Annotated in this window: 10 protein-coding genes; 7 read left to right on the forward strand and 3 right to left on the reverse strand. The window is 34.4% G+C overall.

The genetic code is table 11. The features are described from left to right. Window positions 1–134: 134 nt before the first annotated feature. From JS605_RS04355 to polA, 6 genes are all read left to right on the forward strand, one after another. Window positions 135–2,282 carry a T9SS type A sorting domain-containing protein gene (locus JS605_RS04355; RefSeq protein ID WP_203256432.1) on the forward strand — a complete coding sequence of 716 codons (2,148 nt, stop codon included), beginning with the start codon at window positions 135–137 and terminating at the stop codon, window positions 2,280–2,282. A 42-nt stretch (window positions 2,283–2,324) separates the two neighbouring features. Then, window positions 2,325–3,656 (forward strand): hypothetical protein, encoded by a 1,332-nt coding sequence (locus tag JS605_RS04360; protein WP_203256433.1) that lies wholly within the window; start codon window positions 2,325–2,327, stop codon window positions 3,654–3,656. A gap of 217 nt (window positions 3,657–3,873) precedes the next feature. Continuing rightward, a complete protein-coding gene (locus JS605_RS04365; RefSeq protein WP_203256434.1) occupies window positions 3,874–4,161 on the forward strand; it encodes a hypothetical protein in 288 nt (95 codons plus the stop codon). A gap of 10 nt (window positions 4,162–4,171) precedes the next feature. Then, window positions 4,172–4,570: a hypothetical protein gene (locus JS605_RS04370; RefSeq protein ID WP_203256435.1), complete on the forward strand. Its 399-nt coding sequence runs from the start codon at window positions 4,172–4,174 to the stop codon at window positions 4,568–4,570. A gap of 7 nt (window positions 4,571–4,577) precedes the next feature. Next, a complete protein-coding gene (locus tag JS605_RS04375; protein WP_203256436.1) occupies window positions 4,578–5,093 on the forward strand; it encodes a hypothetical protein in 516 nt (171 codons plus the stop codon). 106 nt (window positions 5,094–5,199) lie between these two features. Next, the gene (polA, locus tag JS605_RS04380; protein ID WP_203256437.1) at window positions 5,200–8,052 is read left to right on the forward strand and encodes a DNA polymerase I; all 2,853 of its coding nucleotides are present in this window, start codon (window positions 5,200–5,202) and stop codon (window positions 8,050–8,052) included. 2 nt (window positions 8,053–8,054) lie between these two features. On the opposite strand, the gene JS605_RS04385 is transcribed toward polA, so the two are convergent. Further along, complete coding sequence (locus JS605_RS04385; RefSeq protein WP_203256438.1) at window positions 8,055–9,512, reverse strand: KAP family P-loop NTPase fold protein; 1,458 nt, start codon at window positions 9,510–9,512, stop codon at window positions 8,055–8,057. A 208-nt stretch (window positions 9,513–9,720) separates the two neighbouring features. Between JS605_RS04385 and JS605_RS04390 the strand changes: the two genes are divergently transcribed. Next, window positions 9,721–10,086, forward strand: a complete 366-nt coding sequence (locus tag JS605_RS04390) for an endonuclease domain-containing protein (RefSeq protein ID WP_203256439.1) — start codon at window positions 9,721–9,723, stop codon at window positions 10,084–10,086. A 251-nt stretch (window positions 10,087–10,337) separates the two neighbouring features. Here JS605_RS04390 and JS605_RS04395 read toward each other — a convergent pair whose 3' ends face one another. Together JS605_RS04395 and JS605_RS04400 are read right to left on the reverse strand one after the other, a co-directional pair. Beyond that, the gene (locus tag JS605_RS04395) at window positions 10,338–10,853 is read right to left on the reverse strand and encodes a lipocalin family protein (protein WP_203256440.1); all 516 of its coding nucleotides are present in this window, start codon (window positions 10,851–10,853) and stop codon (window positions 10,338–10,340) included. Window positions 10,854–10,924: 71 nt separating this feature from the next. Further along, window positions 10,925–12,874, reverse strand: a complete 1,950-nt coding sequence (locus tag JS605_RS04400; protein WP_203256441.1) for a YgiQ family radical SAM protein — start codon at window positions 12,872–12,874, stop codon at window positions 10,925–10,927. Between the last annotated feature and the right edge of the window lie 180 nt (window positions 12,875–13,054).

A 13,054-nucleotide genomic window follows, 5' to 3' on the forward strand; every position in this document is an offset into this window, starting at 1 on the left:
GCTACATACATTGAGAGATTATGGTAAAAACAATCCAAACACTTTAAACCCAAATCAAATATCCACCGATATGCATTTTATGAATATATGTATGAAGAACTATATCATTAATTAAAATGTGAATAAAAAATATCATGAAACACTTCTACCTCATTTTATGTTTAGCTTGTTTACAAATAACTTTTGGTCAACCTGCAAACGACGATTGTGCCAATGCAGAACTAATTACTATAGACACTTCGCTCACATCCTTTACCTTTGAAATCATTGATGCTACAGTCAATAACGAATTAGGATGTACTACCACTGCTGATTATGTTGACGTATGGTACGAATTTACCATGCCGTTTAATGGTAATCTCTATATAAATGGTGTTACCAGTTGGAACAATTTTGCGCTATACGATGCCTGCAACGGTAATGTGATTCAATGCGGAAATAACAATCAATTTATTAGTGGATTAACTAGCGGAACCAATTACAAATTAAGGGTATTTAGAACCGTCGCTCTAGCCAGCAACGGATCTACAAGTTTCGGCATACAAGCATTCGAGGAAGTTACTAATGACACTTGCGCAGCAGCAGAAACTATTACAGTTACAACCGAAGCGTTGACATATGATTTTAACATTGGTGGGGCTGAGGTGCTTAACGAAATTGGATGCGATAGTACAGCGGATTATGTAGATATTTGGTACGAATTTACTATGCCAGTAACTGGTACCCTCTACATAAATGCTGTTACTAGTTGGAACAATTTTACGCTATACGATGCCTGCAATGGCAATAGGATTCAATGCGGAACTAACAATCAATTTATTAGTGGGCTAACTAGCGGAACCAATTACAAATTAAGAGTGTTTAGAACTGTCTCTCTGGCTGACAACGCATTTACAAGTTTCGACATACAAGCATTCGAAGAGGTCACTAATGATACGTGTGCTTCAGCAGAAACTATTACGGTTACAACCGAAGCGTTGACATATGATTTTAACATTGGTGGGGCTGAGGTGCTTAACGAAATTGGATGCGATAGTACAGCGGATTATGTAGATATTTGGTACGAATTTACGATGCCAGTTAATGGTAACCTCTACATAAATGCTGTTACTAGTTGGAACAATTTTACGCTATACGATGCCTGCAATGGTAATGTGATTCAATGCGGAACTAACAATCAATTTATTAGTGGGCTAACTAGCGGAACCAATTACAAATTAAGAGTGTTTAGAACTGTCTCTCTGGCCGACAACGGATTTACAAGTTTCGGCATACAAGCATTCGAAGAAGTTACTAATGATACCTGTGCTACAGCAGAAACTATTACAGTTACAACCGAAGCATTGACATATGATTTTAACATTGGCGGGGCTGAGGTGCTTAACGAAGTTGGATGCGATAGTACAGCCGATTATGTAAACATCTGGTACGAATTTACCATGCCAGTTAATGGTAACCTCTATATAAATGGTGTTACCAGTTGGAACAATTTTGCGCTATACGATGCCTGCAATGGCAATATGATTCAATGCGGAAATAACAATCAATTTATTAGTGGATTAACTAATGGAACCAATTACAAATTAAGAGTGTTTAGAACTGTCTCTCTGGCTGACAACGCATTTACAAGTTTCGGCATACAAGCATTCGAGGAAGTTACTAATGATACGTGTGCTTCAGCAGAAAACTTTACGGTAACCGAAGGCAGTATTACCACTATTAATTTTGAAATTGGTGGGGCAACAGTTAATAATGAAACAGGGTGTACAACTGGAACAAATGAAGACTATGTAGATATCTGGTACAGTTTTGAAATGCCTCTGAATGGCGATATTGAAATTGATGGCAATATTACCTGGAATAATTTTGCCTTTTTCGATGACTGTATGGCCAATAATAGCTTAGCGTGTTTTGAAGAATCTGGAACTGTTACCAATTTGTCAGCAAATAACACCTATTGGATTAGAGTATTTAGAACTATTGATTTGGCAGACAACACGGCAAATACGAGTTTCAATATTTCAATTGCAAATAGCTTAAGTACTACTACTTTTACTAATGCAGATGTTAGGGTTTACCCTAATCCTACGAATGATGTTATAAATATACACTCAAACAAGTCGTTCGACACATTAGAATTATACAATATACAGGGCAAAAAAATAATATCTGTTAAAAGCCAGAATAAGCTATCCATTGGTTCTTTAGAATCAGGAATTTATATATTAAAAATTAAATCCCAACAGAATAAGCAAGTCGTCAAAAGGATTGTTATTAATTAAAAACAACGCTCTATATTTTTTAATAAAATACCCCATAATCTCATGAAAATCAAATTGTTATTATCACTTTTTTGTATCTTATCCTCTCAATTCACAATAGCACAAGTTGGTATAAATACCACTACTCCAAATTCAGCTTTACATATATCTTCAAGTAATCAAGCCACTCCAGCTAATACTGATGGTATTTTAATTCCTAAAATTGATGAGTTTCCAGCTACTAATCCAGGTGTGAATCAAAATGGTATGCTTGTTTTTGTTACTGGTAGTGGTACTCCAGCAGAAGGATTTTACTATTGGGACAATGCTACAACATCATGGATTCCATTTGTTAAACAAATAAACGACCTATCTGATGGAAAATCTGATATTGATGGATCAAATAATGGTTCATCTATATTTTTAGGTATCGGTGCAGGTAATGCTGATGATGCTTCACATAACAGAAATATTGGTATAGGATTAAATGCCTTAAATGATGTTATTGGTAATACAGCTAATCAAGGTGAACAGAATATTGCTATAGGGTTTCAGTCTTTACAATTAAATACTTCTGGTAGTTACAATGTTGCTATTGGTTCATCTACTCTAGACGCAAACACTTCTGGAAGAAATAATACAGCTATAGGACATAATGCTCTAACTAATAACGTTGATGGTTTAAGGAATACCGCTATTGGCTTTGCCACATTAGTTGCAAATACTTCTGGAAGAAATAATTCAGCCATTGGAGGAAATGCACTTAACAGCAATACTTCTGGTTCATCAAATGTAGCTATAGGTGCGTTTTCTTTAGGAGAAAATATATTTGGAATAAACAATTCTTCTATTGGAAACCAATCGCTTAGATTTAACATTTATGGAGATAATAATACTGCTGTGGGAGATTATGCTGGAAGATCGTTAGATGATGACAATGCATCGGATTTAAATAATGATAGAAATGTGTTTATTGGAGCTAATTCAGGAAATTCAGATGTAAATTCATCAAATAATGTATACATAGGATTTGAATCTGGTGGAGGTAATTATGACCCCGAAACCAATACTGGAACTACTGAAAATAAATCGGGAAATGTGTTTATTGGTTATCAATCTGGAATGCAAGAATCTGGAAATAATAAATTATATATTGATAACTCTAGTACTACTGCCCCATTAATCTATGGCGATTTTCAAACCAATAACATTGAAATCAATGGCGATTTAAAGGTGGCTGATCAAAATGTATTTAAATCTGGTAGGTTTACAGCTGCACAAGCAAGCGCATTAACGGCTGTTGATGGAGATTTTATTTATGTAACCTCCACTAATGCTACATTTACAACAATTGGTTTTTGGGGATTTGAAGCTGGCGCTTGGGTAAAACTTTAGTAAAATTTCGATTCAAAACTTGAAATCTATCCTAAAGATTATTTCTCGTTACTGAAATTGATCTACATTTATCTTAAAGAAATTATCATGTCTTTTATCTTTTCTATTTGAGATTTATCTAGTTTACTGTCTGTTTTTGAGTGATTTACGGGAAACCGTACAAATCTTAGCTACCTGATTTATAAGTTTGTAGCTCAACTTAAAAACCCTCTCAAAAATGGAAAAGTTATTGCTATCAAGTATATTATTATTTGCAACATTATTCCTAACAAGTTGTGGTAATTCAATCTCTAAAGATGCCCAAGAAGTAGCAGACCTACAATGCAAAGCAAAAAATCTTCAACTTAAAGCTATTTCAGGCGATACATCAAGCATGGAAGATGCACAAGAATTTATGACTGAAGCTTCTCGTTTGATTCAAAAAATGGATGCTAAATATTCTTCATTAGAAGAAAAACAGAAATTTAAAAAAGCACTTTTAAAAGCATCTGCAAACTGTAACTAAATTCACATTTATGGAGCTTAAAGAAATAGATTACGGCAAAGTAGTTCTAAAAACTCTAGAACTCATTATTGTAAAACCACTAACGTTGCCTTTTAAAATTTTTAAAAATGCATTAATAGCACTATCTAACAGTAAAGCTGACGATTCTGAAGAAAGTAATTTAGCACTGGACTTTCCACTATATATTTGGTTAATCAGCATATTTAATGCACTCATTTTTTTAACCTACCCTGTAGGTATAATAGTTTCAATTATTGCTGGAATGAAATCCCCTTATGGTGGTTTTGGAATCTTTGTAAGTATGCTAGTTGGCACTTATTTCTCGCCCCTATATTTAGGATTAATAAGAGAACTAGCTCAAATATCTTTAAAAGTTTTATTGTACTTAAAAATAATATCTAAAAAATAAATTGATTATGAAAACAAAATATAATCATATAAGTATATCCTTAATTATAATCTTTTTGTTTACATCTTGTATTTCTGATGGAGATGTTGGAAATGTTACGCCTGAAGATTTAGGTAAATCTGTACTTTACGCTTTGAAACAAAATGATAAAGATCTATTTACAGAATACATCTATACTAAATATGAAGTTGAATATTTTATCAAGAATTATGGTAAACCTATAAATGCTGAACGAGCCAGAAATAGGCACGAAGAATATTATCCAAAACTTATTGAAGCTTTTGATGAAATTAAAGCAGACGCAATCTCTAAAGGATTGACCAATTGGGATAATGTAGAGTTTTCAAAAGTTAGTTATTCGCCTCGAAGTAATGGGATTGAAGCTCGTTCAACACGCTTAGAATTCACTAATGGTAAATTCATTGGAACAATTAAGCTCTCAACGATTAATAAATCTGACAAAGGTTGGTTTATGGCTGGTGTTCCGAGCTTTAGCAATTATTCAAGAATGAGTGTCCCATAAAACCAGTTTAGAAATAATAAATATAGAAGACACTGCTTTTCTATTCTTTTAATTTCAATTAGGTTCTAACTTTTTGTAGCTTTGGTTCTCTATCAAAACACATAAAATGTCAGACCAAAAACGCCTTTTTTTAGTAGATGCTTATGCTTTAATTTTTCGTGGGTATTATGCTTTTATAAAAAATCCAAGAATCAACTCTAAAGGAGAGGACACCTCAGCCATTATGGGGTTTATGAATTCGTTATTGGATGTGATAAAACGCGAACGTCCAGATCACTTAGCCGTTTGTTTTGATAAAGGTGGTAGTGTAGATCGTGTTGAAATGTACGAAGCGTATAAGGCCAACCGAGACGAAACCCCAGAAGGCATTCGAACTGCCATTCCGCATATTTGCAATATTTTAGAGGCGATGCACATTCCCATTATGGTAAAAGAAGGCTATGAAGCCGATGATGTGATTGGCACACTTTCGCGACAAGCTGAAAAAGAGGGTTACAAAACCTATATGGTAACACCAGATAAGGATTTTGCGCAATTGGTTACCGAGAATATTTTTATGTATCGCCCAGTTTTTGGCGGCGGTTACGAAACTTGGGGCATCCCAGAAGTACAAAAAAAGTTTGAGGTTGAAGACCCTATGCAGGTTATTGACTTTTTAGGAATGATGGGCGATTCCAGTGATAATATCCCAGGACTTCCTGGGGTTGGCGAAAAAACTGCGAAAAAGTTTTTGGCACAATTTGGCAGTATGGAAGGTTTATTAGCAAACACCGATCAGCTAAAAGGTAAGATGAAGGAGAAGGTAGAAGCTAATGGCGAGTTAGGCTTACTCTCGAAAAAACTGGCAACCATTATGCTAGATGTTCCTGTAGAGTTTAATGCTAAAGATTTTGAACTAGACCATCCCGATGTTGAAAAAGTAAAAGCTATTTTTCAAGAATTAGAATTTAGGAGACTCACTGAAAATTTTGTAAAAACCTTTACACAAGATGCTGATGCTACAACAGCATCAAACCAATCATCTAATACTCAAAATACAGCTAGCAAACCAACACCTAAAGAGACTAAATCTGCTGGTGCTGGTCAGTTTTCATTATTTGGAGCAGATCCATCAAACGATGCTGAAACTACACCAGAATACACAAGAAAAACTGCAGAAACGACATCTCATTTCTACCAAAGTGTGGCCTCTGGAATGGCGACTAAATTGTTTATTAAAAACTTAATGAATCAAACTTCTGTATGTTTTGATACAGAAACTACAGGATTGAATCCCTTAACTGCTGAATTAGTAGGTATTGCTTTTTCTTGGGAAGTCAGCAAAGGCTTTTATGTACCATTTCCTGAAGATAAAAACGAAGCCCAAGAACTAATAGAGCAACTGCGTCCGTTTTTTGAAAGTGAGAAGATTGAGAAGATTGGTCAGAATTTAAAATATGATATTAAAGTTTTAGCGAAATACAACGTTGATGTTAAAGGAAAACTCTTTGATACTATGTTAGCGCATTACCTTATCAATCCAGATATGCGTCATAATATGGATGTGCTGGCTGAAACCTATTTAAATTACACACCCATTTCTATTGAAACTTTAATTGGTAAAAAAGGGAAGAATCAATTATCGATGCGCGAGGTACCACTGGAAAAACAAACCGAATATGCGGTTGAAGATGCAGATATTACATTACAATTAAAAGAACATTTTCAAAATGAGTTGGGCGAAGCCAATACCCAAAAACTATTTAATGATATTGAAGTACCCTTACTTCGAGTTTTAGCGGATATGGAACTAGAAGGTATTAACTTAGATAAAGACTTTTTAAATACCTTATCTCTAGCACTTGATAAAGACATTAAAACTTTAGAAGCTAAAATTTATGAAGCCGCAGGAGAAGAATTTAATATCTCTTCTCCAAAACAATTAGGTATTATACTTTTTGAAAAAATGAAGTTGGTGGATAAACCTAAAAAGACAAAATCTGGACAGTATTCTACAGCTGAGGATGTACTAAGCTATTTGGCAAAAGACCATGAAATTATTCAAAATATATTAGACTTTAGAGGGTTATCTAAATTGAAAAGCACCTATGTAGATGCCTTACCAAATCAGGTTGAAGATGCCACAGGGCGTGTACATACTGATTATATGCAAACCGTTGCAGCTACAGGGCGATTGAGTAGCAACAATCCTAACCTTCAAAATATTCCGATTCGTACCGAACGTGGACGACAAGTACGTAAAGCCTTTATTCCGCGAAGTGAAGATTACACGCTTTTAGCAGCAGATTACTCGCAGATAGAATTAAGGATTATTGCGGCTTTAAGTAAAGAAGAAACGATGATTTCTGCATTCCAAAACGGAGAAGACATTCATGCATCAACCGCTTCAAAAGTATTTAACGTACCTATTGATAGCGTTACACGTGAGCAACGTAGCAATGCCAAAACCGTGAATTTTGGTATTATTTACGGTGTTTCCGCTTTTGGATTAAGTAACCAAACTAATTTGTCTAGAGCAGAATCTAAAGAATTGATTGACACCTATTATGCTACTTATCCTAAACTTAGAAACTACATTAGCGAACAGGTAGATTTTGCAAGAGACAATGGCTATGTACAGACTGTTCTAGGTCGCCGTCGGTATTTAAAAGACATTAATTCCAGAAACGCCGTTGTACGAGGTGCCGCAGAACGTAATGCCGTAAATGCACCTATACAAGGTAGTGCTGCTGATATTATTAAAATTGCCATGATTAATATTCATAATAAGCTATCAGAAGGCAATTTTAAAACCAAAATGCTACTACAAGTGCATGATGAATTGGTGTTTGATGTGTACAAACCAGAATTAGAGACCATCAAAACTCTTGTAAAAACCGAAATGGAAAATGCTTATAAACTAGAAGTACCTTTAGATGTTGATTTAGATATTGGCGATAATTGGTTGGAGGCGCATTAAAACTATATTGTTCTTCTTATAATATGTTTTATTGAGTTTAATGAACAAGTTGAAAAACTATTAGCTGAATGAAACATCTCAACGTTATCGACTAAATATTTAACAAATTTGTATTCTAAAGTGTCGTTTGCTACTCTTATTTTATTGAAATCTTTCATCTGTAAAGCCTGAGTACTAATCACAATCGCATCAAGTGGTAAAAAAGTATAAATAACACTTCTATATTGATTCGTTGAATTAAATATTTTCAACTGTTCATTAATCATATTATCATCCATTAACCATTCCAAGCTTTGTATATTATTATTAAGATTATTATGGTTTACATTATCTTTAAGGGTTTTACAAAAGTTTAAATGTTTCCTTTTTAGGTTAAAAACACATTCCAAGGCAGTTGGCTCAAATTCCATTGCCAAAATAAAATATAAGGTTAAAATTGTCTCAAAATAATTACCTTCATCTCCATCAATAAATGATGGTATATATCCAATATATTCTGAGCCTTTTGGTAAATTTGACTTTACATTCTTGAGAACTAGAAACTTGTTTAAAACTTTTTTAACTCTTCTTGGATTTGTAAAGTCTAATTCTCTAAAAAAATTGGAAATACTCCAATCTAAATTATCACCTAGAATTTCAACTTCGTTATTATCAAAATACTGACTTACCAATTTTAATAAATCGTCATGTTTAGGCATTGAAAAAGAAATATCAAAAATCTTTTCTAAGTATTCATTTGCAATAACCACCTCTCCATATTTTGTTTTTACAGCTTCATCAACAGCTTTTTTATCCACACCGCAAAAGAATATAGTTTTCTGCCCATAGGTAAAAAACAATTTTAATGCTGATAGTAAATTCAACACATTTTCTGGTTCACATCTATCTAAATCATCTATAAAAACTACGTTATATTCATGCCTCTTATTTTCGTTTCTCAGTCCTTCCCATTTTTTAAAAGAACTTTTAAAATTGTCACGTGATTTAAAAAATGAACTTTTATTCTCATTATTAAATTCATCTATAAACTTCGAAGGATCAACCCTAATGCTAGGTCCTTTAGGATATAAAGGCACATTAAATTTTATTGAGTTACCAAAACCTCTTAATATCTTGCCTCCATATTTCAAAATATCTCCATAAAATTCTTCGCTTACAGTATTACTTTCATTAAGTAAAAAATCCAAAAGAGATATTGGTAAGTTATCATCTTTTTCGAATTCCCAAGCTTCAAAAAAGAATGTATTGAAAGTTTCTTTTAGTTGGTCTTGTAAATATAACATCAAAGTACTCTTTCCACTTCCCCATTCGCCATAAAGTGAAAACATTTTGATGTCTTTAAATTCTTCTGTATTACTTTCTAAAAACGTTTTTATTATTTGACCTTTGTCAATTATACCTAAATAGTCATTGTCTTCGTTTAAATCTTCAACGGGAAGGTTATTCAATATTTTAGACATAAAATATATTTTTAATAAAAGTAAGAATAATCTATCTTATATCTGTAGAAACACCCCTAAAGTCCCCTCAAGGGGACATCACTCAAACTTTTAATCACACCTTCTCCTTTTAGAAGAACAACCAAACTATAAAATATATAACTTAGTTTAAAAATTAAACGGTAACCATTGTCCCCTTGTGGGGACCACAGGGGTGTCAGATCAAAACATGAGAAACAAAATAATTCCATACAAACCAGAACTTAAACAACTAGCTAGACAGTTGAGAAAAAATAGTTCTCTACCAGAGGTATTATTGTGGCAAAACATTAAACAACGGGCTCTAGGCGTACAATTCCATAGACAAGTGCCAATGTTGGAATACATCGTTGATTTTTATTGTCACGAAATTGGTTTAGCTATTGAAATTGATGGTAAAAGTCATGACCATAGTGTCTTGTATGATGCTAAACGACAGGGTAAAATTGAAGCTTATGGTGTTACTTTTTTAAGATTTTCTAACGATGAAGTGAAAAAGAATATGTTTAGTGTTTTACTTGTTATTGAAGAAAAAGTAAAGGAATTAAGTGAATGACTTACTCTTATGGAACACCCCTAAAGTCCCCTCAAGGGGACACCACTCATAACTTTAAAAAAGCAGATTAGAATTTTAGTTATTAATTCTATTAATGTTCTATGGTTGGATTAACAAAGGCGTAAACCGATGTCCCCTTGAGGGGACTACAGGATTGTAAAAACCGAAATGGAAAACGCTTATAAACTAGAAGTACCTTTAGATGTTGATTTAGATATTGGCGATAATTGGTTGGAGGCGCATTAAATTCATTACCCATTGCCCAGCTTTTCAAAAACAAAATCTCCTTGTCCATCTACAGGTAAAATCGCTCCAAGAGGAACATCTTCTAAAATCATTATACTAGATTGTAATCTAATGGAAAAAGAGCTAGACTCATCATCTTCTCCCGAAATAGTAAGTTGATTCTCCTGTAAATCCCATGTACCAATAAATGTGTCTATATTTTCACAATTTACAACATACTCTACTTCCTCTTCAGTAGGGTTGAAATCATTCACATCATATTGCTCTAATATAACTGATTTATCAGGTCTAAACTCGAAAACCATCATTTCGCAACCCTCATTGAGTATTAATTGAACAAAATCAACTATATCTCCAGAAACTTCAGCAGGAATAGAGGCATTTGAAAAATCAATATCTCTTAATTGCCACACACCTTCAAAAGATACTTGTTTGTCTTGCATATCTTCATTCGATGATTCCGAACACGATACTGTAAATAGTAATATTAGTAATACTGAAAAAAATTTGGTAGTTTTCATATGAATTAATTAATGTGTTTTTATTACACATCGACATATGAAGAGATTGTCATCACTAAAAATTAAAAAACTTACCTGCGCTTATTTTTAGAACGAAACTTTGCCTTCTTCTTCCGCTTATTAAAAGGCACCGCGTCATCAAACGTATGTTTAGGTTTACCAGGTCTGTTTTTACGCCATTTTTCCTCCTTTTTAGGAAGTAAAACGTCCAATAAATCTTGTCGTCCTAGTTTATTTAATGTATTCTTTATCCACGCCTTATTTTCATCTTTATACCAGAAGAAAAAACGATGCTGTTCATCCTTTTCTTTTTGGGTTTTTGGTGTTTTTACTTTTTTAAGCGTATAGGGATGATACCCACTGTAGTAAATCACAGTAGCCACCGTCATGGGAGTTGGTGTAAAGCCTTGTACTTGTTCTAACTGAAACCCCATATCTTTGGTTTCGGCAGCCAAATTAGCCATATCCTCAGCCTCACAAGCAGGATGGTTCGAAATAAAATATGGAATCAATTGTAACTTCAAACCTTTTTTGATATTAATTTTATCAAAACGCTCTTTAAACTTATGGAAATAGCTAAACGAAGGTTTACGCATCAATTTTAAAACAGGATCACTGGTATGTTCAGGAGCCACTTTTAAGCGTCCAGAAACGTGCTTGGTCATTACCTCTTCAGTATAATCATCCAACTCTTTAGCATCAGCATTTTTATTGAATTCTGGCACTAACATATCATGGCGAATACCGCTACCAATAAACGACTTTTTAACCTTTGGATGACTATCAACAGCTTGATATAAATCAGTTAAAGGTTTATGAGACGTATCTAGATTACTACAAATTACAGGCGAAATACACGACGGCGCCACACACTTATCACAAATCTCCTGCACCTTCCCTTTCATTTTATACATGTTGGCGCTTGGACCGCCAATATCAGATAAATAGCCTTTAAAATCTGGCATATTTGCTACAGTATCAACCTCTCGCAATACCGACTCTTGGCTTCGGGAAGCTATAAATTTTCCTTGATGCGCAGAAATGGTACAAAAACTACAGCCCCCAAAACATCCACGATGAATATTTATGGAAAATTTAATCATCTCATACGCAGGAATTGGTCCACGTTTATTGTATTTAGGATGGGGTAATCTTGTATAAGGCAACTCAAAAGAGGCATCAATTTCTTCCTCAGTCATGGTAGGATATGGCGGATTAATCATCAACGTTTTATCCTCAATCTTCTGAAAAATTCTACGTGCCGCAAGTTTATTACTCTCCTGCTCTATTATCTTAAAATTAGAAGCATAAGCTTTCTTATCCTTCAAACACACCTCATGTGATTTAATCTCAACATCCTCCCAATTGCTATTTTTAGGGATTTTTGCATCTGCATTCAATAAAACTGCAGTTTGTTTTACGGTAGTAATACTACTAAAAGGCACCCCTTTTTGCAAAAGCCTTACCACCTCACGTAACGGCTGCTCTCCCATGCCATAAACTAGCATATCCGCCTTAGAACTCTCTAAAATAGTAGGCATTAATGTATTACTCCAATAATCGTAATGGGTAACACGACGTAACGATGCCTCAATACCACCAATTAAAACCGGTACATCAGGCCATTTCTCTTTTAAAATATTAGTGTAAACTGTAGTAGCATAATCAGGACGAAACCCAATATCACCATTAGGCGTATAAGCATCTTTTTTTCGGCGTTTCTTATTAGCGTTGTAGTTACTAATCATTGGGTCCATACACCCACCTGTAACCCCAAAAAACAATTTTGGTGCTCCCAATTTCACAAAATCCTGAAGATTATCATTCACATTAGGTTGTGGCACAATAGCCACCCGCAACCCAAAACTTTCCAATAAACGTCCTATAACAGCAGGTCCAAACGTTGGGTGGTCCACATACGCATCGCCACTAAAAAGGATCACATCGAGCGCATCCCACCCGCGAATTTTTACCTCTTTGTTTGTGGTAGGCAACCAACTAGAAAGTTTCAACTCCTGCATAGCGTTGCAAAAATACACAAAAATTAACGCTTGTATACTGTGTATGTTTTATTTGGGAGTTACCCCGCTTAAGGCGGGGTCAGGCCTGCCTGCCGACAGGCAGGCTATCCGCTGCAAGTCCTCGCTTATGCGCTTAAGCGCAAAACCTGTGGGCTTTCCACTACTATCCTTAATGCAGGG

This window comes from Hyunsoonleella ulvae (genome assembly GCF_016827605.1).
GTDB classification, from domain to species: Bacteria; Bacteroidota; Bacteroidia; order Flavobacteriales; family Flavobacteriaceae; genus Jejuia; species Jejuia ulvae.